The organism is Streptomyces sp. SP18BB07, assembly GCF_036322545.1.
In the GTDB taxonomy this organism is placed as follows: Bacteria; Actinomycetota; Actinomycetes; order Streptomycetales; family Streptomycetaceae; genus Streptomyces; species Streptomyces deccanensis.
Genome location: NZ_JAQYWT010000340.1, coordinates 106,144 through 130,495, shown reverse-complemented (window position 1 = coordinate 130,495; position 24,352 = coordinate 106,144). Strand labels below are relative to the sequence as shown.

Sequence of the window (24,352 nt, the reverse complement as noted above, 5' to 3'; positions counted from 1 at the left end):
CAAGAGCCGAGCCGCGGTGGCGGCTCGGCTCTTCGGTTCGCCTGCGTGGCCGTTCAGACGGCTCGCCCGAACGGCTGCGAACCACGGTGCATGGTCACGCGTGGGCGAAGCCCCGGACAACGACCCGACCGGAGCCCGACCGGAGCCCGACCGGGGCCCGACCGGAGTCCGGTCGGACTCCGTTCAGAACTCCAGCACCTCGCGGTCGAGCGGATACCGCGCACGGTGAAGGCCGTCGTGCGGCGAGGGCGTGATCGGCAGGACGCCGGTCGGCTGCAGGCCCAGGTTGTCGTCCCAGATGCGAGGCTCGACGTGTCCGACGACGCGGAACTGCCGGAAGGTGAACGGCGGGCTGTCGGTCGGGAAGAACTCGGGCGTGGTCATCACCTGGAAGTGCAGGTGCGGCGTGGTCGAGTTGCCGCTGTTGCCGATCAGCCCGAGGACCTGGCCGGCTTCGACCCGGTCGCCCTCCCGGACCTCGAGCGAGCCGGGTGCCAGGTGGGCGTAGAGCAGATAGCGGCCCGGCGCGACTTCCAGGGTGACGTGGTTGCCGACGGTGTCCTCGATCGGCGGTACGGGCGGCGCGACGGGCGGCGTTTGGTCCGGGAGCCCGTCCTGGACCTCCACCACCCTGCCGCCGGCCGAGGCGACGACCGGCTGACGGTAGCTCAGGTAACTGCTGAGCCGTGCGGGGTCGCCCTCCCAGGTCTGCCCCTGCTCGCCGACCCGGTACCAGTCGATCGCGAAGCGCTGCGGCACGTAGAAGCGGCCGTTGATCGGGGCGAGACCGCGCCGGTGGTGGGTGTTGCCGCAGCACGACTCGCTGGAGTACCAGGTGCCGGGACGAACCGGCGCGCCCAGGTTCAACGGCGGCCTGCCGGAGGTCCGGGTGGCCTGCACCGTCTCCTCGAAAGGGGAGGGGCCGGAGGGGGCCAGGACGGCACCCGAGAGATGGTGTTCGAGGACCTTGGGCACCCGCTGACCGCGGTCGAGGATCAGGTCGAGCCAGATGATCCACTGCTGGGAGCCCTGGATGACGGTCGGTGTCGGCCCTGGGGGCGCCGGGGTGTACCCGTCCGCACCCGGCAGGGGGTCACCGACCGGATGGGCGGCGTCGGCCAACGCCTGCCCGCTCAGCGAGCCGACGACCTGGTGCGTGCGGGCGTCGCGGACGTCGACACGGTCGAGCCGCAACGGCGTGCTGCTGGGCAGGGAACTCGTGGTGAGCAGTTCGTACGAGATATGCGTCTTGCCGTCCGTGGCGACGAACGGCGTCGGTTTGGTCAGTACTTCCGCCGTCAACGGCGTGAACTCCGCGCCGGGCGCCGGAGTCGCCGCGCCGGTTCCGTGGCCTTGTCCCGCTGAGAGCACCAGCATGCCGGCCGCGAGCACGGCGGCGGCGAGCCCGCGAAGCAGCGAGCTGCGGCCAGTGCGGTTGCGAGGGTCGCGCTCTGCCATTGCGCCCTTCCGTTCATCGGACCCGACGCCATGAGGCACGCCGGCACGCCCCCCTCAGAGGCGCAGCCCCCATGTAATCCGGCAACACGCCACTCCAAGCGAAGCCCACCGAAGCCACCCCCGAACTGCACCCGTCCAGCCCCACCACCCTCCCGACTCCCCTCACGACACCGCAACCAAGACCAGACCAGTGACCAGAACCGAGACCAGGGTGCTGGTCATACTCGCTTGACGACGATCGATTCCGGAACCAGCTTCTCCACGTCGTCCACGTCGTCCACGTCGTCCACGTCGTCCACGTCGTCCACGTCTGACGTGAAGACGGTGCCCTGTCCTTTCTGCTGGCGACCACCGCGTCGATCGCGTGCTTGTGGCCGTGAAGCCCGGCATCGGACAGGAGCCGACGGGCCTGGTGGGCCCCGTCCTCCTCGACTGCGAAGCGCTGTCCCTCGCAGCGTGCAGCGACCGGAAGATGATCGCCAGGGACTCCCGCTGCCCGTGCTCACTGGCTCGCTCGGTTACGCGGCTCCTCCGGCGTCGTCGTGTCCCCCCGGCGGTCTCGCGACGCCCGTGCTCGGCGTCAAGATCTTGGCCAATCCGTGAGCCCTGCCCCTGGGTGATCGCCGACTCGTACCGCTTCACTCGGCCACCGCGCGCCGTTCACTCTCATCAGCGCATGTCGCGCTCGGGGTCGAGGCAACGAAGGCGAGCGGGCTGGTGAGGGCGGGCTGCTTCCCCTGCCGCGTCACGAAGGAGAAGGGAAGGTACGTAGCTTTTCCCGCCGACGTGTTGGCTGCCATGGGGCTCGATGATCCGATCGTGCGGATCGTCGACCTGCTGGCCGGAGCCGAGTTCGCGAGGCGATGCGACTGAGGTCGGCCGCCCAGGGGCCGAGTGTGACATCGGAGGGCTGGGCCGTGCGATCGGCCCACCCTGCGGGCGCAGATGGACGGTCGGTGACCTGGCCCGGAGTGTGGTCAACCGCGATGCCGACGGCGTGCACTGGCTATACGGCCCGAACATCTACGTCCGTCGTGGGCATTCTGACCAGCCGTGGGCGCGGACTGTCCAGCGGCGTCCGAGCGCCGCTGGACGTAGGTGGATGAGACCAGAACTGAGACCCCGAGGTGACGGGTGGGTGGTCCGCGTCGTGGGGCAGGGGCTGCTCTCCCATCGAATTCCTACTTGTTTGATAATGTCAGTCCCATGAGTGAGATTCCGTACAGCATCGGTGAAGGGCCAGCCACCAGGGTCAGCCTCTCCCTCCCTGAGGGGACGGCGGAGGCGATCCGCCGACGGGTCGGCAAGCGTGAGTTTTCGGCGTTCATCACCGAAGCGGTCGAGCGCGAGCTGCGCGGTCAGATCCTGGACGAGTACCTGGCCGACTACGAACGCCGACAGGGGCCGATCTCCGAGCACGAGCAGGAGCGGGCCCGCCGGGTCTTCGACGAGGTGTTCGCCGAGGAGGGGCAGTGGCCCGCCGCAAGCTGAGCCACGAAGGCACCCTCGTTCTCGACTGCGAGGGTCTGTCGAAGTTCGTCAGTGATCACGAGCCCGTAGTCGCCCTCATCGCCGAAGCCCGCAAGCGGGGTATGGAGGTGGTGATCAGCGCGCTCACCATCATCGAAGCGGTGCATCGCCGGACCGACAAGGCGCGGCTTGCCTGGGTCCTGTCCGGCATGAGGATCGTGCCCATCGGCGACGAGGAGGCCAAGGCCGCTTCAGTCATGCTGATCGACGCTGGGCTGCATGGTCACACATACGCCATCGACGCCGCCGTGGCAGAGGCAGCGCTGCGTCAGCGCCGCCCGGTCGTCATGCTCACCTCTGACATCGACGGCATGACGAAGCTCTGCGGCGACAGGGTGCGTCTCGTCGCCGTGTAGTCGACGCCGAGGACCTGGACGCCGAGGACACCCTCTGTGGACAAAAACCAGGACAACGAGAGCTGAGAACCGTCGAAGGGCCCCACCGCGAACGGTGGGGCCCTTCGACATCGTGCCCGGTGAGGCACTGGCGGAGGATACGAGATTCGAACTCGTGAGGGGTTGCCCCCAACACGCTTTCCAAATGTTCGTCTGGGGGTTCGGGGACGCTCGGGGCCGTTCTGACCTGCGATGGAGCATGTCGATGGGTGCGTAGCGGACCGTGCCGGACGCCGGTGAATGCAACCAGAACTGCAACCAGATGGTCGGCGTCTCGCTGCCCGGGGGGCGCCACAGTGGCGTGGCCATGGCTGCCTCAGATTGTGTATGCGGATTGTCCCCTCGGAGTGTCAGTGGTGCCCGGTAGGTTCTGCTGGGGCACGTCACCACGAACGGGAGACATCTCGATCATGTACGACGCCGAATTAATGGCCGTGGCCACTGGTGCGGCCGGCACGCTCGTTGCGGCCATAGCCACGTCGGGTGCCGAGAAGATGCGCTTGAAGGTCGCGCACTTCTTCCGTCGGGCCACTCCGGATCAACAGAGAGCGGCGGATCAGGCAGTGGATGACACCGCTGCGCAGCTCACCTCGACCTCTCCAGAGGCTCAGGCGCTTGCAGCGACCGCCTGGGCGCAGCTCATCGCCCAATACCTTGCCGAGCACCGCGACGCCATGAGCGAGGTGGACGAACTCACGGTGCCCACCCCGTCGGCCTCGAAGGTCTGGAACCAGCACAACACCGGCACTGGAACGTTCATCGGTGGTGACGTCCACGGTGGCCTGACCTTCAACTACGGCGGGGCGTCAGATGGCCGACGCTGAGCACCGGGAGCAGCACAATCACGGCTCCGGCACGTTCGTTGGCGGCGACGTCCACGGCGGCTTCTGGCAGGTCTTTCTCCCGCCCTATGGGAACAAGACCTCCGGCAATCCGGCGCCGTCGAAGCGACAGCCCGAGCAGGACGACGAGGAGGAGGATGACTACGAGGGAGTCCTGGGGTCTGTGATCGTGACTGCATGGATTTCCGCTTCGGCTGGTCTGGCCGTCGTCTATGCGGTCATGGGCTGGCCTTGGACCGACCGTGAACCGGCTCCTGGCATCGCTGCCCGCATCAGCGGAGGGCTCGTCGCTTTCTACGCCTGCTTGGCTGCGGCGGCCGCCTTCTTCGCGCGTCTCGCTCAGGTCTTCGAGCTCTGGTCGGAACAATGTGCCATCACGGCAGCGCAAAGCCGGGGGAGATTGGTGGCTAGGCCCCCTGCGTCTATGTCCAGGGCTATGGCTGGCTTGACGGCAGCGGCGTCTGTAGCAGCCGAACTGCTTGCGTCTCTGTACGGCTGGTCCTCTTACGGGGGTCAAGTATCGCAACGTGCGCACCTGGCCCGTCTCAACGCAGCCGCCAACGCGAATTCGGCTCGCGCCGCGACGAAGAAGCCCAAGGCATAGCCACGGGCTGGCGGGGGCTCACCTGTAGCTGCTGGCGGATGCCTCCAGCCCGGCCGGAAGCGCGTCGAGGCCCACTGTCTTGACGAATAGCGATACGAGATGAGCTCAGATAGCGGGCCTTGTTCGTGGACCTTTCTCCCTGCCGCCACTCGTAATAACCGGCGAGGGACATCCTCAGGACGGGACCTGCGGTGACGTCGACCGCATTCGTGCAGGTCGAAGACCTCCCATGCGTATGGCGCACGTAAGGCCGGGGTGGAACGCTGCCATCCGGTCAATCCGCCAGCAGCGCGTCACTGAGCACGTCGAAACGAAGGGCTTCCTGCGGAATCGCCTGGCCGGTGACCAGGAGGCCGAATGCCTGATTGCGGACTGCGCCGGGAAGCCATGCGACCAGCTCCCGAGCCTTGGCCTCCGTGGTGGGACGAGTTGGGCGCCGGGGCTGGGTGACGAGCATGGCCCAGAGGCGTGCGGCCGGTCCTGCTGGGATACCGGCACGCTCGGCCGTCGCGCAGGCCGTCGTGGCGATCTGGAGGCCGGCGGCATCCAGATCGCCGAGGTAGTCCAGACGTGTGACCGGGAAGGGCAATGCCGCAAGGGACTCCAGGGGCGCGGTGTTGCGGCCCTGGACCCAGGCGACGGCAGCCCAGGGCGGGACGGCGCGGGTACGCAACACGCGGAGGAGCGTGCGGAAGGTGGCGTGGTTCTCGACGCAGACGACAGCGCCGGATTGGCCGATCTCCGAGGTGACCGGTTCCCAGACGAGAGGAGTCGGCAGCCGCTGGCAGCGCAGCAGCTCGAACGTCAGCCTGTCCGGCGCCCAAAGGGTGCTTCCCCCGCGCGGAGGGTTGGCGTCGAACGCCTTCTCGTCGAGGAGGAGTTCGTAGGCCCGTTCGGCGACGGAGGCGACCGGGACCTTTCCGCCGTCGGTACGCCGGAGCCAGTCATTGACGGCCAGAAGGAGCTGTCGCTGTGTCGCGGAGAGACGAAGCGTGGCTGCCCAGCTGGCCAGTTCACTGCGCAGGGGTACGTCGACAGGCATCAGCTTGTCGGCGGGGCGGGCCGCCCCCAGCAGGGTTACGGCTTTGGGTAGGACCGTTCGTCCCCGGCGTACGGTCGTGGTCCGGCTCGCCGACCACAGTCCTTCCTGCTCCCCGCGCTTGATCGTGTCGTGGACGACTTCGGGCAGCGCGGACGCTTCGATGCCGGGGTTCTGCGCTCCAATAGCGGCGGCAATGTCGTCGGTGTGGCGGCGGCCCCCGCGCCCGCCAGGATCAAGTGCGGCGATCAGCGAGGTCAGATTGACGGAACTCATTCTCCGAGCACCGCCCTGACATCGCGTTGCACGAGGACCAGGTCGGTCAGCTCGCGGGATTGGTCATCGACAACCACGACTTTTTCGCCCGAGGACGGGCGGGAGCGCCGGCCGAGCATGATGGTGCGGTCGAACATCGACAGCGCCCCTTTGTCTTTGGGCGCGGCGGTGAACAGCAGCTGCAGGCCAAGTTGGTCGGCGGCCCGTCGCATCGTCCGGACGAACTGGTCTGCGGATGCCTGCCCGAATGGGTTGTCCAGCCATAGCCAGCCGACCGATGTGGTGTCTGAGAGGGCTCGGACTTTCGTCATCGTGGCGTACAGGAGGACACCCGCGGTAACCCGCTGCCCACCAGAGAAGTTCTTCAGTTCGGCGACGTCGACCCGGTCGAGGGAGAGGTCGATGTGCGGTTTGAGAAGGCGGACCCTGAAGGGCGCGTCGACCAGGGCTCGGGCGGCGGCGAACAGAAGGGACTGAGCGTCCGACCGGCCGGCGCCGGGCGTCAGCAGAGCGTGGACGATGCGGGCCACGCGGTCGATGGCGACGGATTCGTCGGCCGGAGCCTTTTCATGCTCGATGACGACGAAGCGCCGTTCGGACCACTCGCCCAGACCGTCCGGGAGTCGGGACTGGTTCTGGTAGGCGCGAAGTCGGTCGAGTGCACGCGATGCCTGCACGTGCAGCATGACCGCGCAGGTGTGGACGTCGCGGTCATGTCGATCCAGGTCGTCCCGCAGCGAAACAGCTCGCTGTTCGAGCTCTCCCGCGATGCGTTCGGCCTCTGCGGGAAGCTGTTCGTCGCCGCGCAGCCGTGAGATCAGGTCGATGACGCGGGAATCCTCTGCGGCCTCGACCTTGCGCGCCTGCGGGCTGTTGGCGTGTGCGCGGACTGCGCTGGCTTCCCTCTGCCGGGCTTGCTCGCTGTCCGTCAGGTGTTTCCGTGACTCGCGAACGCGCTCGGAGACAGCCGAGATCTGGGTGGTGAGTGCGGCAATGTCGTCCGCGCGGCGGCCGGTCAGTACCGGGTCGGTGAGATAGCGCAGCGCGCCCACGCTTGCCTCGACGAGCTGGGCTGATTGGCGGGCCGCGGTCGCGGCGTTCTCCGCGTTGCGGGCGAGCTGCTCTGCGGAGCGCTGGGTGAGTAGGGACTGGGCCGCGAGTTCGTCGAGTTGGTCGGCGAAGCCATCGGCTTCGTCGGCCTCGGCAACCAGATCGGCCGACGGGAAGCCCTCGATGTCCGGGGAGGAGCGGTCTGCGCGTTCTTCGGCCTGCCTCTGGTGTTCCCGCTTGGCGGTTTCTGCGGCCTGCGATGCTTTCGCGTACTCCTCGCGCGCTTCCGCTTCTCGATGCTCGGCCTGGCGGGTCGCTGTGGCGAGCGCGACAGGATGGCGTGTGTCATCAGTGCCGGCGAACCGTTCGGCCAGATGCCGCAGGTCGATGTCGGCGTCCAATTTCGCGTCCAGGTCTGCGACGAGTTGCCTGGCGTCGGTGGCTCGCTGGCGCAGTTCTGGGTCGACGGTCGCGTCCTCCAGGGCCGATGTGACGCTCTTCAGGCATGCTCGGATGGTGGGCGCGTCATCGGTGGGGATGGTGCCGTCAGTGGTGGCTGACAGCCCTGCGCTGCGTAGTTCGTCGGCCGCGTCGTCCCGGCGGCGTGCGTGGACGCGTACCTGGTCGCGCGCCTGTTCGGCAGTAGCGGTGAGGGCCGGTATCTCCTTGCCGAGCTGGTCGACACGGCGGCGGTGTTCTGCCTCGGCCGTACGCAGACCCGGCAGCTTTTCGCGGACACCGGAGAGGGTGTCCGCAGCACTGGTCACGGGGATAAGGAGTCGTCGCATCTCGGTCGCGCGGTCGATGAGTTCTTGCGCGGCGTCTCGTGCGGCTTGGTGCTCCTGCTTGAGCTGGGTGAGGTCCTGGAGCGCGTCCGCTGCGGTTTGTTCATCGCTTCGAGCTGCTTCTCTCCGTACCTGAGCGGATCGGATCTTCTCCTGGACAGCGGTACGCGGGTCCTCAGGGAGGTCTTTCCAGAACTGAGTCAGGGCCGCGAGGGCGCTACGGGCGTCGGTGGCACGCTGACCTGCTTCATGGAGGCGCAGAGTCGCCGAGGTCAGCGCGTTCTCGGCGGCGGCGATCATGTCACCCGCCGCCTCCCGGTCGTAGATACCAGGGTGCGGGAGCAGGACTCGGGCGAGTGTTCCGTCGGAGTGGTCGCCCGCACTCGGCGATACGGCGGCCTCTGAGTCAAGGACGGCACCGACCCAGACCGCCGTGTCGGTGTCGAGATCGTCGATAGCGTCGAGGGCGCGATGGAAGTGGTCAGGGTGGGAGACCACCACGCCGGACGCGATGTCGGGACGTGCCGATGCGAAGGATTGGGCGGCTTGTGGGGACATCGTGTCCGCCAGCCACCGCCATCCCGGCCAGGCCGGCACATCGGCGTCCTGGCAACGCCGGACGGCTTCTTCGACCAGAGCAGATGCCGGAAGTAGACCGTCGGCACCGACCGCGTCGAGGGTACGCCGGGCCTCACCGACCGCAGTGCGTGCCTCGGCGGCGTCCCTGTCGGCCGTCTCGGCTCGTTGGCTCAATGCGTCTGTGAGTGCCGAGCGGGCGGTCCACAGCTCGATGCCGCTGTCGCCGACGGCGTCCTGTACGCGTGCGTCCTCCTCCAGGGCGCGGACCCTGTCGTTCACCTGTTGGAGCTGACGCTCTCCGTTCTCGACGTCGTGCTGGGCGGCGACGACCGCGTTCTGGGCTTCCGTCATGGTCTTCTGCTGGGCATCAGCCTGTTTGTCGGCGGCTTTGAGCGCTTGGTCAGCAGCCTCGCGGTTCCTCAGTGCCGTAGCTGCTCTCTCAGTCCATCCGGCTTCCACCATTACCGGATCGGCACCTTCGCGAAGCAGACCGGTGGTGACTGCTTCGGAGAGGATCCGTTCGGACTCGGTGATCTGTTCAGCGACGCGCCGAAGCTGCTCTCTAGCTGTCGCGTGGGCCGCCACGGCCTTCCGTTGTTCGCCCTGGGCCGTTGCCAGGGCAGTAACGGCCTGTCCCCGTTGCTCCTTGGCAGCACGGTGGTCGTCGGCGGCACGGTCGCGGTGGTCAGTGAGGAGCCGCGCGAGGGCGTGCAGGTGCCGCTGTTCCTCCTCGCGAAGCTCCGAGGTGTGCTTTTCGGCAGCCTCAAGGCGCGCCTTGAGCCCGGCCAGATGACTTCTGGCCGTGTTGGCGTCGAGTACGTCCTGGACGAGTCGCCAGCCGGCCAGTTCGCGGACCATCCGGTCGCGGTCCGAGCGGCGCTTGTCCGCGAGGGCTGCTGCGACGGTGGCCCTGAGTTCGGCCGCTCTCAGCCGCATACGCAACCGGTGTGCCTGCGCCCTCCGCGCGGTCGCGCCCGCCTCCCGGCGCAGGCGTTCGTGCTCCTCGTGCTTCTCGCTGGCATTGGCCTCCTCGACATCCAGTGCTGTCAGGGTGGCCTCGGAGTCGGCCACAACAGCCGCGGCGTTCACCTCGGCGGTGGCCACCGCCCGTCGGTGAACGGCTACCTGGTCATGGGCGATCGCGAGGCGGAGCAACGGTTCGGTGAGGCTCTCCCACAGGGTGAGTTCGTCGGACCATCGGGGACGGGCGGCGGCGTTCACCCGTAGGACTTCGATGCTCTTGCCGATCTGCTCGACGGTCGTGGTCGGGGTTGTCGCGCCGATGAGCCACCGGACGCAGGCGTCGGAGTCAGGAAAACGCATCACGTGGTCGACGCCGCCTTCGGAGGCGTTCATGTCGGACTGGAACCGCAACTGCTCCACATCGACTCCGGCGGCAGCCAGCCAGTCGCCCCATGCCCGTTGGTGGTCCGACGGGCGATGCGGCGGGAGCGCGCCGCCGTTGGGCAGCATCCCTCGCACTGCCTCCACAAACTGGGCGTGAGTCGCACGTCGACCGACGCTGGTACGGAACGGCAGGTCTTGGATAGTCGGACCTGACCCGTAGGTCACCCATCCGTAGAAGTCGCGCTGCAATCTTCGAGGGTTGTCGACGTCCTGAGTGCCGCCGTCTGCCCAGTCGGCGACCATGCCCATGACGATGCGCTGGAGTTCGCCGTCCACGATTCGGGTGGCCTGCTCGACCACATGACAGACGTCGCCCGAGCGCACCAGCTTCGCCAAAGACCGGTCGGATTCACCGCGGATGAAGTCCCGCGCGTGCGGCAGGTACAACCCGAAACGCAGAGCCGTGATAGTCGTCTTTCCCGTGCCGTTGTCGGCCCACAGCGCGGCATGCCCGGTCGGCTCGAAGGGATCCGACCAGTTGATGCTGAGCCCCTCCAGCCGTGACTCGGGGAAGCCCGCGCCGGTCAGGTAGGTGCGCTCGAGGCGCCAGCCCGTCTGCATCACTCGCCCCTCTCATCGAACGGCTCGCCGTAGTCGGTATGCGGGGACTGACCGCGACTGTCCTTTCGGTGTTCTTCCGGTGCCTGCGAACCGATGATCGTCTGCCACACGAGAGGGCCTCCGGCGGTCGCGACGTGGGCGCGGAAGCGGTCCGTGGAACGCCACACCTTCAGCTCAGCGCGCGGGGGCGGAACCGTCCTATCGACCATGACCAGCCCGAAAGCCGCGAGCATCAGCAACACGTCCTCGCACATCCGCACCGTGCAGTCCCGCTTGAGGCGGCCACTCGCTGTCAGAGCGACCTGTTTGCGGTTGGTGGCGTACTCGCGCCATGCCTCGCCGAGCCCGCCGTCGAGTGTGATCTCTTCCGTTTCGATAGCCGCCGCATGTTCGCGTACGAGGCGGTCGACATCCAACGCGGTGACGCGCCGCGTACCCGGCTCACGCACCGCACGAGCGGTTGGGTAGCACCACGCCGTCGCACCGCCGAGGGCCAGCCCGTACACCAGCCGATCACCCGTTCCCCGGATGCGGAGCCAGTGGCTGGTGTCCGTCACCGCCAGCGGCGACGTGGGTTCGGCGATCAGCACGAGGCCCGCTGAGCGATCGGCTGTCAGCACCCGCAGGCCGAGGCCGTCGGCCGTCTCGTCGAAGGCGGTGCGCAGGTCAGGGTCGGTGTGGAACCGGTCCAGCAGCCGGCTGTAGAGGTCATGGCGGGCTGGGGACATGGCGGGGTCGAGACCGTACCTGAGAAGGAGGCCGACATCCCTAGCGTCGTCACGAGCTGTCATCTTCGTCCTCTTTCCGGCAGACGAGCAGATCGGGAACGTCCAGGTCCGCGAACACCCCTCGTATCCCGTCGTCCAGCGCCCACCACTCGTCCGAAGCGTCGGGCCAGCCGTCGGGCCGCCAGAGCATCATCGCGTCGAGCGCGAGCAGTAGCCGCAGCCTGCGGCGGGCGGTGTCACGTGAACCCCCGACGACGGCGACCAGTCCGTCGACGACGGCGGACGGTCCCTCGGCGGCGAACAGCCGGTCGGCATCGGCCAGCAGGTCGGTCAGACGAGCCTTGGCGCCAGGCATGATCCGATGAGCCCGCAGTACATGGGCCACATCATGGAACTGCTCCGGGAACTGCTCGTACACCCCGTCAGCGTCTTCGAGCGGCTCGTCCACGATGGGCGCAGCATCCGGCTCCGGCACCTGCTTCGGCGGTACGGCAAGTCGGTCCGCGAGCGCCGCGACATCCAACAGCACTCGTGGAGCCGGTGGAGACAACTCAGCACCACGGGGCAACAGTAGGCCGCCCAGCAGCGCCGACAGTACGTCCGCTGTCGGGTCGATCTCGCTCACCGGCACGGCGCTGAAAGCCTGCGCGGCCTGGGCCTCACGCCAGCGCGGAGCGGCCCCGATCACATCGGTCTGCAGCACAGCCAGGGTTTCCACCGCGTCACCAAGCCGCGACGCGGCCACGGACAACTGCCGCACAGCCACAGGTTCCTGCTCCTCGGAGGCGTCGGCCCGTAGGTTCTCCAGGTGCCGCAGCAACGTGCCGTCGACGCTGATGCGCCGCTCCAGATGCGCAGCCGCAGCTACCAGCTCGGGCCGCAGGACCCGCAGGTAGTCGACGCGGGTGACATCCCGCTCGGCCTCGGCGATCATGCGCCGGACATTCGCCGCGTAGGTTCGCGACAGCGTCAGGGCGTCCTCCGCCGAGTCGATCGCCGCATCCAGACGCCCGCTCTCGGCCTGCGCTCGCATGACCGCGATCACCGCCTCGTGCTCGTCCTCCAACGACCGGTTGGTCGCGATGAGCAGCAGAGTCACTGCGGTGTTGTCGGCGTTGACATACAGGGCGCGCCCGTCGGCGGCCAGCGTCTCGTACAGCACGCGTACCTGAAGAGGCACCGGCTGCCAGCTGGAATCCGGATCCGCGTACTCGACATTGAAGTACGGGGTCGGCTCGGCGTGGCGGAGAAGGTGGTCGAGGAGATGCCGGGCAACGTGCGCGTGTTCCTCAGCAGGGCGGTGTGGGGCCATGCTCGCAGAGACACGGGCCATGTCAGCGAGCACCTCGTCACGTGGCGCGCCAAGATTGCCCTCCAGCCCAGAGGACAGAGCGATCATGTCCACGCACGACTGGATCAAGGCGACGAAGTCATACGCCCCCCATTGCACACTCGACGGGTTCCTCGCCCGGTTCAGGTGCACCTCGAAAATTGGCGAGAGGTGCGCAAGTGTTCGACGGCGGCGCGCGGCAGTGCTCGTCAGCGGAGAACCGGTGCTCTTCACGCGCACCTCCTCGGCCGGTTGGACTCAGCCGTCGACTCCCTGATGCAAAAGAGTATGTCCAGCCGCCGAAGCCGCGACCCCTCCGGCGTGCGGGGCTCCCAGCCTGGCAGGTGCAGAGCAAACGAGAAGACCTTTTCCGACTATATGCGGCGCCGTGCGCTTTCCCAGCAAAGACTGGATTTACTCAATTTCCTGGCGAAAGGAAGCATCGTGGTGCCCAATTCGGATCACACAGTCACGGACAGCGCCCGAGTCTGCGAGAAACAGCCTGCTACCGGCGCGCCGCGCTCATCTCCCTCGGTGACAGAGCAAGCACCATCGCCGCTGCGAGCGCACGACGCGTGGGCTCTGCCGGTCGAGGTCCTGGGTGACATCCTGGGTGTGACGTTCTCCGAGAGGGAGCTGATCGACGACCATCAGGCATGGCTCATCGCCCTCCGCGGCCGGATCCTCGTCATCACGGTCCCCGGACTGTCCGAGGAAGCGAAGAAGCACCGAATCCGGCGGCTCTTCGCCGAACATATTGGTCATGGCTGGGCCGCCATCACAGTGGACTCGGAGGAAGAGGTGACCTTCGCCGAGACCTTCCTGGAGGAGGTCGACCCGGAGGACGTTCCAGCAGCCGATCCACCCGAAGTCCGCACGAAGCAGAGCAAGGAAGTGCGCGAGCTCTACGAAGGATCTGCCTACGCGCCACTGCACGGCTGGCGCAGCGACGAGGAGTCGATCGCGGCACTGCGCACGCTGATCACCGACGCACTCGCTGGCACGGCCGAGGACATGCCGGAGGAGGTCTATCCGCTTCCCGACGGCGTGGGGGCTATGGTCGCGATCGGCTACGACGACCAGGGAGTGCTGCACCCCCTGGTCTGGGTCCGCACGGACATCCCCAGCGGGCTGCGAGCGGACCTGTGGGGGTACTGCGCCGCGCTGTCCGCCAGCCTCGACCGCGTGGATGCCGAACCCGACGAGAACGGGATCTTCTACGTGGGAATGGAACGCTCGCCGGTGACCGGTCCGGGGGTCGCGCTGCTCGCGGCGGTCATTGCGCAACGGATGGGCCGGCGCCCAGAGGACTGTGCCTTCCCCCTCCTTGCGCCCCCCGCGCAGGCAGAGGAGGCACCGCCGCTGGCTGCGTGACGGGGGAGAACGCCGCCCGACAGCCAGAGAGATGGTCTGTCTGAGCCCCGGCCGCTTTTCCCACCCGCCCTCATCCAAGGCCCCCTGTAGCCGGTCCCACCACCGGGTACAGGGGGCCGACGGGTTCCTGCTGCTTAGGGGGCCTGCGGCACCTGGATTTGTTGCGCATCAGTTGGGAATGCCGCGTCCAAGGCGCGGCGTCATTCGCTGGCCGCGCCGGGAGCGCTGCTCTTGCGGGACCGAGGTTGACACAGTGATGCGCCGTGGACGCACCCATTTCATCGGGAGCCGATACGCGGCCGCAGCTGGAATGGGACACGGGTCACTCCGTCCTGCTCGCTCCACAGCCGCATACCTGACCGCATGAGCGCCCAGCCGATCTTCTCGTAGGGCATGAGCTCACCGACGCCGAGTTGCCCTATGAGGTGGGTCAGTTCGTCGGCCATTCGCAGATCATGCTCCTGCTGGCGCTCGTCCGCGTTGACGAACCCGTCGGCGCGAGCGGTGAACTCCTCGTAGGTCAATTCCCCGAGGGTGCGCCGATGGGCCAGCAGCGCTTCACGGTCGACGTAGGCATCGGAGTACTCCTTGCCGAATAGTCGTCCATACTCACGAACCCTCACTCGCTCCTGCTCTAGTGATTCGGGACCAATCTTTTTCTGGCGGGCGGAGGCGACTTCATCAGCGCGGGACAGAAGCCAGGACAGAGGCGATGGGCACAAGAAGATCCCGAGTCTTCCGTATCCCTGCCACTCGCAATGGGCGTAACCAACGGCCTGGGTGACCCAGCCGTAGCGGTGTCCGGTGCTGGTGTTCGGGGTGGGATTCTTGAACTCAACACCGAACGCGGGGGCATCATCGTGCCACCCTTTCGGATCTCTGGGCCTGAGTACTGCGTCTATGCGCGTCTCTTCGCCGGTCCAGTAGCGCCCTGGTATCTGCTCCTCGATGTGGAACCACCGGTCGAGCTTGCCTAGGACAACAGCAGAGAGCGCCTTCTCATCAGGGAACGCTCCAGGTTGAGGCATCAATGGCCTTTGCTCGTAGCGCACTTGGGGACTGTACTTTGCCGCCGCGCCGGACGAAAAGTGGCAGCGGTCGTCTCCGGCCGTACGCCGAGTCGCAGCTATCCGAGCGGGTGCCTGGGTGACGAGCCCGACTCCGGCTCGGCCAACACCCCTCTCCTGGGGGTAACTTGCGATGGGGTGCGCCCCACGAAGTTTCAGAGGGGGAGAATGTGTCGAAAGCCGAGCTTGGGGCGGTCATCTTCGCTGCTTGGACAATGTCGGTATGGGCCCTGACCATGACGGCAACGTCGCAGCGCCGAGGTACCAGAACACTCTTGGAACGGATCTGCTGGGCTCACGCGCGGGCACACGCAAGACGCCGCCGCGCTTACCTGGTGCGCCAGGTCCGTGACAGCTCCTTGGCGACCCGTCCAGACCGTCCAACGCTGGACTACTTGCAGCGCGAAGACGTCCTCTATCAGGTGGCCAGGAGGGCACTCGCCATCAAGATGATCGTCCCCGTCGCGACATCCGTCTCCGCGGGCGGCGCTCTTGCAACAACCATCGAGCGCACAACCTGGCACGTCTGGCGCGACGCGCTCGCGATCGGGGCCCTGATGGCGCCCTTGTTGATCACTGCCGTGGTCGCCTCACTGGTCACGAACCAAGGCATGCAACGGTGGACAACCGAGGCTGTGACGGTCACGGCACGGAGGGCCTACGAGGCTCTTCTCCAGCCTCTGGAGATAACGGGGAAGGAGCCTCCGACAGCAACGCCCTTCAACTCCCCGCACGTTGCAGCCGTCCGGGCTTTGGAGGACTTCGCCATCGCACTGGAGAGGTATGCCGTGCAGCGGGCGCTTCCCGACGGCCGTAACCCCATGCCTCAGGTCATCGCCCGGTTCTCAGCAGCTGCTGCCCTTGTACGTGAGCTTCGCGACGGGGTTGAACTTGATCGGATCGACGGTGCGAAGCGTGCTCTGCTCGAAGTGGAGCGAATCCTGAAAGTCCTCTCCAGCGGCCGTCTGCACGATCTCGCACCCGGGGGCGAATCCGGTGACGGACTGTTGCACAGTCACCGAGAGCGCAAAGCATGGCGGCAGCAGGTGCTGCGAGGGGCCGCGTTCACCCTCTGTCTCGCTGGCATTGTGTTTGCCCTGGCTTCATCTGCTGTGGGCGTTGCCCTGGCCACAGCCGTCGCTGCAGGGCTAGTGGTTACTTGGGACAAGATCCTTCGTCTATCCACCAGCGGGGACGCGAGTGGGACAACGAGCAGCTGAGTGGAAAGGACTGGGCAACCGTACGCTCGTCTATATCCGCCAACGCCAGGTCGACGCCGTCGTGGTCACGCTCGCCGAAACCATCGGAACCGGAGTAGACCCGGGGCGGGGGAGGAATGAACGTGGCCTTCAGCGCCGCGAGGGAGCTGCGGCCCTGGCGGCAGGGCCCGATCTTCGCCGAGTGCACTTCGCGGCCGACCCGGCCGTGTTCGTGACGACCACGCGCTTCAGCCGTCCCTCCGAGCCGTTCGCGGTGCAGCACAGCATCCTCGCGGTGCACCGCGATCATCTCGGCCTGTGGAACAACGGGGCCTCCCTGTTGTCGCTGAGTGAGGTGAACGGCCGCGGCCAGGGAGACTCCCGGCCACCGAGAATCGTCTCCCTGGCTGCTCTGGAGTAGATGGCCTGTTGGCGGGTGGTGAAGCCCATTCGATTCCAGTGGAAGAGGATGTGCCGGGCCAGGATGCCGCGCAGGCCGAGCTGAAGCGTGCCCGCGCGTGCCGCGTCTACGAGGGCTTGGCCGGAGCGCTCCACGCCGGTCACCCAGTTCCCGAGCGGCGCGAGTGGGCCGTCGGTGAGTGCGGAGCAGGCGTCGAGCGTCAAGAGTCGCTGTACCGGGGCCACCATGGTGCTGACCTGGTCGGGGTACACGTCTGTGGGCAGTGGGCGTCGTGCTTCGACCTGCCCCCATACGTCTCCCTGTTCGCTCCACTCCAGCCCGGCGGCCCGCAGCATCAGAGTGGTGACGAGGAGGGAGGTCTCTTTGGGGCTGGGGAGCACGCTGGTGCTGTGGGTCAGGTGCTGGTGGTAGTCGAGGACTCCGACGCTGTCGGTGTGGAACAGGGTGTGGGCGAACGTCATGCCGTACGGGCCGCCGAAGGCGATGGTTTCCGGCTCGTACAGGAAGGGCCACCACCGCATGGCGACGCCCCAGGACAGGGCCCTGTCGAGTACTTCAGTGAGGTGCGCGACGGCGTCCTCCACCCGTGTACCCGGGCCCGGCTGGACGCGTAGACGCCAGCAGGGGTACTTGCGCACGAACCACCACGCTCCGATTGGCCCGGTGCGCAAGGCGGGCAGGAGGTAGGCGCCGAAGGTTCGTTCTGCCGTGGGGTAGTCGGTGAACTCGATGTTCACCTGGTGCCAGCCGCTGAGTTGGGGGTCGAGTGCCGACCGGCCGGCGTCCCGGTAGCGCTCGGTGGTCTCGGCGAGATGCTCGGGCGACGTCTGCGCTCGTCCGGCGGCCTCCGTGAGCGGGGTGCCGGTGAGGACGGCCAGGATGGCCTGCTCGAGCATGCTGCAATCGGGCAAGTTCATCCCGATCCCTTTCGGTGGCGGGGTCAGATGAGGAGGAGGCAGGCGTCCCAGTCGCTGGTTGGGAGGGTGCCTTCTTGGATGTTCTGGACTGCGAGGGTCGCGCCGACCGAGCCGTTGAGGAAGCCGGTCTCGGTTGGAGGTTCGGTGGTCAGGAAGCGTTCGGTGAGCTGTGGCAGGTGGTGGGCGAAGGCTCGTGGTTCGTCGGCGTCCTGGGTGACGCGTTGGACGACGCGGAGGAGGCCGCCGAGGCCGTGGCACAGGCCGCGGCTGGTGAGTTGGTTGAGCTGGGTGGGGTCGGCCAGGCAGTAGAGGAGTGCTCTTTCGGCCATGCGTTTGCGGTCGGGGTTGTTCAGGGCGAGGGCGGCGAGTTGTTGGGCGCGGGCCAGGCCGGGGGTGCCGTAGCACCAGGAGGGGGCGGCCAGGTGTGGGGGCACGGTGGTGGTGTTGGTGATCCAGCGTGGCCAGCGGGTGCCGTGGTGGTCGCTTACGCGTATCTGGTCCAGCCAGCGGCAGATCCGCAGCATTGCCTTCTCGTGGCTGGGCACGGTGATGCCGCGGAGTTTGGCGAGTGCGAGGAGTGCGAGCGGGCCGGTGATGCCGTGGGCGAGGCCGGCGTTGGCGTGGCCGTCGGGAGTGGGAGCAGTGAGGTTGACGGGGCTGTGGCTCACCCACCAGCCCAGGCGGGTTCGTCCGTCGGCGGTGTGGAGGGGCTCGGTCAGGCGTACCAGGTACTCCAGTACGCCCTTGAGGTCGTCGCACTTGGGGGCGCGGCGTAGGAGGAGGGCGCCGAGGCCGGTCAGGCCGCGCAGGAGGTCGTACTCGGCGAAGGTGGTCGGCTCGCCGCGGTCGATGCGGGCGTGTGCTGCTGTCAGTCGGCGTCGGATGTGGGCGGCGACGATTCGGTCGAGTGTGTGCAGGGCGCCGGTGTACCGGTCGCTGTCGTCGTCGGCGGTCCAGTGCAGCACATACGTCATCGCGGGCGGGCCGAGGAAGAGGCTTGCCTCATTGCTGTCCAGGAGCGGGCCGATGGCAGCGAGTTGCTGATGGGCGGTCTGCCAGGATCCGGTGCCCTGGCGAGCGCGTTCGACGTGGAGCAGGGCGACGCCGAGGGAGCCTCGGGCGAGAGACTGCCGGAGGGTGGCGTCCGTGTCCAGGGCGGGCGGAGCGGTGGTCACCGCAGGGCTCCTTCTTTTCTTGCGGTCCAGGACAGGGCGGCGGAGCGGGCCAGGCGGCGGCAGGTGGCTTCGCTGTCGGGGTCGATGCCGACGGCCCGGTTGTGGTGCATGTGCAGGAGGGACGGCAGAACTGCGGCGGGGTCGGAACCATCGGCTTCGAGAGCCTGGCGGTAGGCGGTCAGGGCGGTGCGGCGCCGGGCCCACGTTGTGACGAGGTGCTCGCCGTTGGGCAAGGCTCGCAGGGCCGCGTGGTCGGGGCCCGGGGCGGAGAGGTGGACGGCTGCGGAGAGTACGTCGCGGGTGGTGGCTTCACCGTCGTTCTTCAGGAGGTTCGTCGTAAGCCACGCTCGTCCGTCCGCCGGGGAGCCGAGGAAGGGGTCGGCGATGTCGACGAAACTGGCGGCGATGACGGCGGGCCGGAGATCGTCGGGGATGGGGAGGGCCATCTGTGCGCGGGCGGCGGCGGAGTCTGCAGCGAAGACCTGTTCGGCTGCAGTAAGGGCGGGGCCGGTGCCGTAGCGGCCGGTCTCCGGCTCGTCGGTGTCCCACTGGATACGTTGGAGCAGGCCCTCCGCGCGCAGCTCACCTGCCCAGGCGGCGACTTGCTGCGCCACCTCACCGAAGGCATTCGGGTTCGAGAGACGGAGCCGTAGCCGGATGTGGCTGCCGGGGTCGTTGTAGCGGGTGAACCACCACGTCGGTGCGTCGGCGTCCCAGTTGTGGAGGAGGCGCGGGAGGTGTGCGGTCAGCAGTTCGGGTGCCCGGTCGGCGTTGCCGTACAGCTTCAGGTAGGCCCACTCGCCGACGCCGGGCAGGCGGCCGGAGTCGCGGCTGACGACGGTTGTCGTGCGGCTGATGGGGGCGGGGAAAGGAGGTTGGTCGGAAGCGAAGGACGCGGTGATTTCGTGGGCGCGGCCAACCCAGCCGAACGCCGCCTCGTCGGGCGCTTCGTGCACGGTCACCGTTTTGTGGCGGTCCAGTTCGGCGCGCAGGAGTTGCCGGTGGGCACTGATGTCGAGGTCGAGGCGGAGCCGTTGGTCGTTGCCCCCGACGTACACGGTGCGAGGTACGCCGTAGCGGATGCGCCAGTCGGTGAAACGGAACATCCAGTCGCGACTGTCGTCGGAGAGGTCGCGCGCGTTCAGCCGCCAGCAGGCGGCGGACAGGATGGTGCGGCCGACGCGGACTTCGGGCAGGAACGGCAGCCGGGCCGCCGCACCCCAGGCGAAGGGGGTGAGGATGGCGGTGTGGGAGCGGTGCAATTCAGTGACGAAGCGGACGAGGGGGTGGGTGGCGCTGCTGAGTTCCACGGCGTTCATGACCGAGGGCTCGATGAGCTGTCCGGTGGAGAGGGAGAGCAGGTAGAGGCGCCGGGCGTCGGCGACGACGCCGAGGTCGTCCAGGTCGAGGGTGGCGTCCGGGCTGTGCTCGCTGACCGAGAGGACATGGGGTACGACGGCTGGGGCGCGGCCGACGTTGCGGGTCGGGATGCGCAGGGGTGGGCTGGAGACCTGTGCGCGTACGGCTCCGGCGGCCAGAGTTGGCAGGGCGGCGTACTCGGCGGTCATCCGATCGCGGTCCGGCTGGTCCAGCATCGTCAGGAAACGGCCCGTCGTGGTACCGGCCGCGAGGGACAGACCGGCGGTGACCAGGTCGAACCGGCCATGCTCCAGGTCCTCCAGTGAGGGGGACAGCACGGTGAAGCACAGTTCGACGTGCGCGGGCACCTGAGTGGGTTCCCCGAGCGACATGGCTTCGATGTCCTCCTCGGCGAGGACGACTTCGCGCCGATCGTTGAGGGCGGCGGTCTGGGCGAGGGCGAGGAGGTGTTCGTCGCGGCGGGTCGTGGCCAGCACCGGCCGCTTCAGGACCGTGCCGCGGTAGCCGACGGGGAAGCCGAGGCCGGTGTCCGGGTCGGTGAGGTCGCGCAGGGGAACGATCGCGCCCATGCTGTAGCGCTCCAGGAACCGCGCACGGTAGTCCTGCCACGCCGGAGAACCGTTCGGGTACGGCGAGATGCGGGACATGACCTCCAAGGCATGCTCCGCCTCGCGCGTGACCGCCGTCGACAGGACGATGTCGCAGTCGGGGCGGACGTTCACGACCAGGGTGCGGGCGGTGCGTCCGGTGAGGGTGTTCATCCGCGCAGCCGCCTGGACGCGCAGAGCCTGCTGCTCACCCTGGGCAGCGATGTCATGCAGCGTGAGGAGCTGGTGGATCTCTCGCAGCTCCTCGGCCGTATCGGCTCCACCTGATGGGGCGGCGGCACCCGTGGCGTCCAGTTGCGCGACGAGATGTCCGAGTGCGTCGTCGCACGTCATGGGGGCGTGGAGGCTCGTCAGCAGAACGCGGTGGGCGACGAGGCTGGACACCATATCCTCGATCACCGCGGTCGGCGCATCCGGGTAGTCGCTCTGCAGTTTGGCCACGATGTCGCCGACGGTGATCGGGGTACGGGCCAGGGTGAGCACCGCTTCTACGGCTGGGGTTCGTCGCAGTGTGGTGTCGGTGGGGCCATTCGTGCCGGACTGGTGCGGTACTGCGACCCGAGTGCCTCGTACCGTGCAGGTCGGATCTGCCACCACGGGCAGGCGCCGCAGCACCTCCCGGTTGCCTTCCAGGGCGGTGATGGCGGCATTCAACCACTCGGCATCGGCCCGGGCGAAAGCACGGTGCTTCTTCCCCCATTGCACCCGAGCAGTGCCGCCGATCCTCACGGGGGCAGGGCCGGCGAACAGCCCGAACGGTGTGGCTCGGTGCTGCATGCGCAGCAGGTAGCGGGCGAGCGAGGCCGCGGTGCGCCGGACGGAGCGCGTCCGTTGCCGCTCTCCGTCGAGCAAGTTGCGGATGGCGGCGGTGAGCAGCGGCGCGGCGAACTCGATAGCGGCAGCCCGGGTGTCGTCCGCCCAGACGTGAGCGATCCAGTCGCGCCAGCGATCGACGTCGGCCGGGGCGTCGCCGTCCAGGTCGGGCCAAGGAGGAAGCGTCGCCGCCAGCGGGAAGACTGATGCGCGGATCATGCTCGCATCGGTTGCGTGGTACATCGCTGTCCTCCTTCTTCATCACGGCGGTGCGCGGGGCCGGGCGTGTCGGATTTCGCCCGGCCCCGGTGGGTCAGCCGCCGATGCAGGTGCTGTTGGTGCAGGCGGACTGGCAGGTGGAGGTGCAGTTGTCGCTGGTGTCGTTGAGCAGCGAGCCGATGACCGGGGCGGAGGCGAGGGTCTCGATGTTGAGGTCGAAGTCCGACCCGGTGTTGGTGCTGTAGTCGGTCGCGGCCTTCAGCGTTGTGTTGGGGTTTTGCGGTGCCATCACGTTCTCCTCATGGGAAGAGTTGGGTGGGATGTGCTGTGCCGGCCTGGCCGTGGCGCCGCCGACGGCGTCACGGCCAGGTGATCGTGACCCGGGTGTGGGGCCGGTCGATGAGCCGGCCCGCGGGGAGCCGGTCGTCCGGCGTACCTGCCGGGTGGACCTCGATGTGCGCTCGCTGGGTCCGGCGGTCGCTGTGCCAGACCTGGATCTCCTCCACCAGGCGGTCCGCCACTTTGCGTGCCTGCGGCCCGTGGCCGATCGCCCCGAGTTCGTACCGGTCGGTGTCGTCGGTGGGGCGCGCGGTGCGGTAGGCGAAGCTGTCGTCGTCCACCAGCGTGGGGACGCCGATCGGCGACGCGGAGGCGACCACACCACGCTGTCGTGCGCCGATCTTGGCGGCCATCAGGGGCAGGTTGTCGAGGGCGGTGGTCAGCCACAGGTCCAGGTGCTCGGTGGACTCGTCACCGGCCACCGTGACGCCCGACCACACCTCGACGCGAGGCATGCCCAGCGCGGCGCGCATAGCCTCGGCGTCGGGCTCGGGATGTTCGTCCAGACGGAGAGCGACTTCCTCCCCTTCCACGTCGTGGAGGGGGAGCAGGCGCACGCGGTTCTCCCCGACGCCCTGCATCGGTACGAACCCGCACAGCTCGAACCCGTTGCTGACGAGCCGCTCTTTGTCGCGGACGAACGCCACCGTGCGGGTCATGCCACGCATCCGGAGTGGGACGACGAGCCGGCCGCCCTCCTTCAGCTGGTGGACCCAGGCGGGCGGGATGTCGGCGGCCTGCACGGTGACGACGATGCGGTCGTACGGCGCATGGCTGGCAGCACCGTGCTCGCCGTCGGCGGTGATCACAGTGACGTTCCGGTTGTATCCGGTCGTCTTGAGGAAGTCCTCCGCCCGCCGGGTGACGTCGTGGTCGATGTCCAGCGTGACGACGCGACCTCGCTCGCCCACCATCTCGGCCAGGTAGGCCGCGTTCACCCCGCCGGAGCCGATCTCCAGGACACTCATCCCCGGCTGGATGTCCGCCTGCTCGATCTGCATAGCCTGGATCCGCGGGGCGGACACCGAGCTGATGTTCACGCCTGTTGGGTCCGTCTTGGTGACTGCGGCGAACTCGGCCTCGTACGTCCTGGCCATCTCGACTTCGGGGGTGGCCAGGTGCCGGGGGACCGAACGGAACGCGGCCACGACGCGGGAACTGCGCGCGGCACCCAGCTCGATCAGCTGCTCCACCATGGCGTCACGCAGCTGCTGCTCGGATGCGGGGGTGTTGATGTTCCCGGACGTCGTGTCGGGGGCGTCGTTCACGAGCATTCTCCTTCTTGGCGCTAGGCCGTCTTCCTGAACTGGCCCAGCTTGTCTGTGGTGTTCTCGGCCAGGTCAGCGGCGAGTTCGCGCACGTCAAGGGGAAGGCGCTCGTCCTTACTGGCGTTGATCCCGGCGCCGACGGCGCCGATCAGGTCGAACAACGTGTCGTCGTCTGGTTCCTCGGTTGCCAAGGCGGCTCTCTTCTCGTGGCGGTGCGGCCCGCTCCCGCTGTGACCTGTCCTTATGAGGCCGGGGACCTCCAGCTCGAACAGCGGGAGCGGGGTTGAAGGCCCGCCCAAGACGCGGCCGTTCTCCTACGCGACGTGGGCGGACGGTCTGTTGAGTGGCACCTTGGTGGGCCACTGGCCGAGAGGGATGGGCTGTGTGGGAACCGGGGCATTCCGCTGGCGGGCGGCGCGCTCGCTCATCGTCCAGTGGAGCTGTTCGAGCCTGAAGACACACCACTGGCAGGCGCAGAGCGGAAACGCCGTGCCCGCCACCGCGATCTCACCGACCTCGGCCACGGGGACGTTCGTCTGCTCGCACCTGAAGCAGCTGCCGTTCGCCCAGTCGAAACGGCTCCACAACTCTCCGGGCCTCACCCCCATGGCGGGCCTCCTCCTGGGAGGTGGGGCATCGGGTTGCCGCCGACGAGGGGCAGAAAGGCGACGGGGCGCGCAGCCCACACGAAGGAGTACGGTCCCGCTGCGAGCGGCAGCGTGAAATCCACACCCTGTTGAAGAGCTGAGACGGCGTCCCGCCAGCTCTGGGCCCGTCGGTCCACGAGAAGGTCGATGAACGCCAGCTCAGCCGCCGAGGCGATGGCGCGGACCTGAATGCGTGCCCACCGGACAGACGAAGCGGCAGTCGGCTGCGCAGCACAGCTGATGCGGCGCCCGTCCGCGTGACGCCACTCGCACCAGAACCCGGACTCGGGCTCGCAGACGGCGCGTGCCGGCGTGGGAGAGACGTGAAGGAGCACGGGGTG

Annotated in this window: 19 protein-coding genes; 6 read left to right on the top strand and 13 right to left on the bottom strand. The window is 67.9% G+C overall.

Going from position 1 to position 24,352, the window contains the following annotated elements; translation table 11 throughout:
• Positions 1 to 183 precede the first annotated feature (183 nt).
• Complete coding sequence (locus tag PUR53_RS28720) at positions 184 to 1,458, bottom strand: M23 family metallopeptidase (protein WP_329901951.1); 1,275 nt, start codon at positions 1,456 to 1,458, stop codon at positions 184 to 186.
• Positions 1,459 to 2,664: 1,206 nt separating this feature from the next.
• Here PUR53_RS28720 and PUR53_RS28715 point away from each other — a divergent pair.
• The 4 genes from PUR53_RS28715 to PUR53_RS28700 all read left to right on the top strand — a co-directional run bounded on the left by PUR53_RS28715 (position 2,665) and on the right by PUR53_RS28700 (position 4,829).
• Positions 2,665 to 2,949 carry a hypothetical protein gene (locus PUR53_RS28715; protein ID WP_329910131.1) on the top strand — a complete coding sequence of 95 codons (285 nt, stop codon included), beginning with the start codon at positions 2,665 to 2,667 and terminating at the stop codon, positions 2,947 to 2,949.
• Positions 2,931 to 3,344, top strand: coding sequence for a DNA-binding protein (locus tag PUR53_RS28710; RefSeq protein ID WP_329910130.1), 414 nt, complete (start codon positions 2,931 to 2,933; stop codon positions 3,342 to 3,344). The genes PUR53_RS28715 and PUR53_RS28710 overlap by 19 nt, the downstream gene beginning before the upstream one ends.
• A gap of 449 nt (positions 3,345 to 3,793) precedes the next feature.
• Positions 3,794 to 4,207, top strand: a complete 414-nt coding sequence (locus tag PUR53_RS28705; protein WP_257542845.1) for a hypothetical protein — start codon at positions 3,794 to 3,796, stop codon at positions 4,205 to 4,207.
• Positions 4,194 to 4,829, top strand: a complete 636-nt coding sequence (locus tag PUR53_RS28700) for a hypothetical protein (RefSeq protein ID WP_329910129.1) — start codon at positions 4,194 to 4,196, stop codon at positions 4,827 to 4,829. The genes PUR53_RS28705 and PUR53_RS28700 overlap by 14 nt, the downstream gene beginning before the upstream one ends.
• A gap of 274 nt (positions 4,830 to 5,103) precedes the next feature.
• Here the strand turns inward: PUR53_RS28700 and PUR53_RS28695 are convergent, their stop codons facing one another.
• The 4 genes from PUR53_RS28695 to PUR53_RS28680 are packed head-to-tail and all read right to left on the bottom strand — an operon-like array spanning position 5,104 to position 12,818.
• Positions 5,104 to 6,144, bottom strand: coding sequence for a hypothetical protein (locus PUR53_RS28695; RefSeq protein WP_329910128.1), 1,041 nt, complete (start codon positions 6,142 to 6,144; stop codon positions 5,104 to 5,106).
• Positions 6,141 to 10,529 (bottom strand): hypothetical protein, encoded by a 4,389-nt coding sequence (locus PUR53_RS28690; protein ID WP_329910127.1) that lies wholly within the window; start codon positions 10,527 to 10,529, stop codon positions 6,141 to 6,143. The genes PUR53_RS28695 and PUR53_RS28690 overlap by 4 nt, the downstream gene beginning before the upstream one ends.
• Entirely contained in the window at positions 10,526 to 11,254 is a 729-nt protein-coding gene (locus PUR53_RS28685; protein WP_329910126.1) for a hypothetical protein, read from the bottom strand. Before PUR53_RS28685 ends, PUR53_RS28690 begins: the two co-directional genes overlap by 4 nt.
• 49 nt (positions 11,255 to 11,303) lie before the next feature.
• On the bottom strand, positions 11,304 to 12,818 hold the full coding sequence (locus PUR53_RS28680) for a hypothetical protein (RefSeq protein WP_329910125.1): 1,515 nt from the start codon (positions 12,816 to 12,818) through the stop codon (positions 11,304 to 11,306).
• Between the two features lie 210 nt (positions 12,819 to 13,028).
• Between PUR53_RS28680 and PUR53_RS28675 the strand changes: the two genes are divergently transcribed.
• Entirely contained in the window at positions 13,029 to 13,958 is a 930-nt protein-coding gene (locus tag PUR53_RS28675; RefSeq protein ID WP_329910124.1) for a hypothetical protein, read from the top strand.
• A 278-nt stretch (positions 13,959 to 14,236) separates the two neighbouring features.
• Here PUR53_RS28675 and PUR53_RS28670 read toward each other — a convergent pair whose 3' ends face one another.
• Positions 14,237 to 15,010: a hypothetical protein gene (locus PUR53_RS28670; RefSeq protein ID WP_329910123.1), complete on the bottom strand. Its 774-nt coding sequence runs from the start codon at positions 15,008 to 15,010 to the stop codon at positions 14,237 to 14,239.
• Positions 15,011 to 15,420: 410 nt separating this feature from the next.
• Here PUR53_RS28670 and PUR53_RS28665 point away from each other — a divergent pair, with 410 nt between their 5' ends.
• Positions 15,421 to 16,245 (top strand): hypothetical protein, encoded by an 825-nt coding sequence (locus PUR53_RS28665; RefSeq protein ID WP_329910122.1) that lies wholly within the window; start codon positions 15,421 to 15,423, stop codon positions 16,243 to 16,245.
• 285 nt (positions 16,246 to 16,530) lie between these two features.
• Here PUR53_RS28665 and PUR53_RS28660 read toward each other — a convergent pair whose 3' ends face one another.
• From PUR53_RS28660 to PUR53_RS28630, 7 genes are all read right to left on the bottom strand, one after another.
• Positions 16,531 to 17,541 carry a thiopeptide-type bacteriocin biosynthesis protein gene (locus PUR53_RS28660; RefSeq protein ID WP_329910121.1) on the bottom strand — a complete coding sequence of 337 codons (1,011 nt, stop codon included), beginning with the start codon at positions 17,539 to 17,541 and terminating at the stop codon, positions 16,531 to 16,533.
• Positions 17,542 to 17,585: 44 nt separating this feature from the next.
• A complete protein-coding gene (locus PUR53_RS28655; RefSeq protein ID WP_329910120.1) occupies positions 17,586 to 18,737 on the bottom strand; it encodes a lanthionine synthetase LanC family protein in 1,152 nt (383 codons plus the stop codon).
• Positions 18,734 to 21,781, bottom strand: a complete 3,048-nt coding sequence (locus PUR53_RS28650) for a lantibiotic dehydratase (RefSeq protein ID WP_329910119.1) — start codon at positions 21,779 to 21,781, stop codon at positions 18,734 to 18,736. The genes PUR53_RS28655 and PUR53_RS28650 overlap by 4 nt, the downstream gene beginning before the upstream one ends.
• A 70-nt stretch (positions 21,782 to 21,851) precedes the next feature.
• Positions 21,852 to 22,046, bottom strand: a complete 195-nt coding sequence (locus PUR53_RS28645; RefSeq protein WP_329910118.1) for an FxLD family lanthipeptide — start codon at positions 22,044 to 22,046, stop codon at positions 21,852 to 21,854.
• 70 nt (positions 22,047 to 22,116) lie between these two features.
• Positions 22,117 to 23,364: a methyltransferase, FxLD system gene (gene fxlM / locus PUR53_RS28640; protein ID WP_443080370.1), complete on the bottom strand. Its 1,248-nt coding sequence runs from the start codon at positions 23,362 to 23,364 to the stop codon at positions 22,117 to 22,119.
• Between the two features lie 20 nt (positions 23,365 to 23,384).
• The gene (locus PUR53_RS28635) at positions 23,385 to 23,555 is read right to left on the bottom strand and encodes a hypothetical protein (protein WP_329910116.1); all 171 of its coding nucleotides are present in this window, start codon (positions 23,553 to 23,555) and stop codon (positions 23,385 to 23,387) included.
• Positions 23,556 to 23,678: 123 nt separating this feature from the next.
• Positions 23,679 to 23,972 (bottom strand): hypothetical protein, encoded by a 294-nt coding sequence (locus PUR53_RS28630; protein ID WP_329910115.1) that lies wholly within the window; start codon positions 23,970 to 23,972, stop codon positions 23,679 to 23,681.
• Between the last annotated feature and the right edge of the window lie 380 nt (positions 23,973 to 24,352).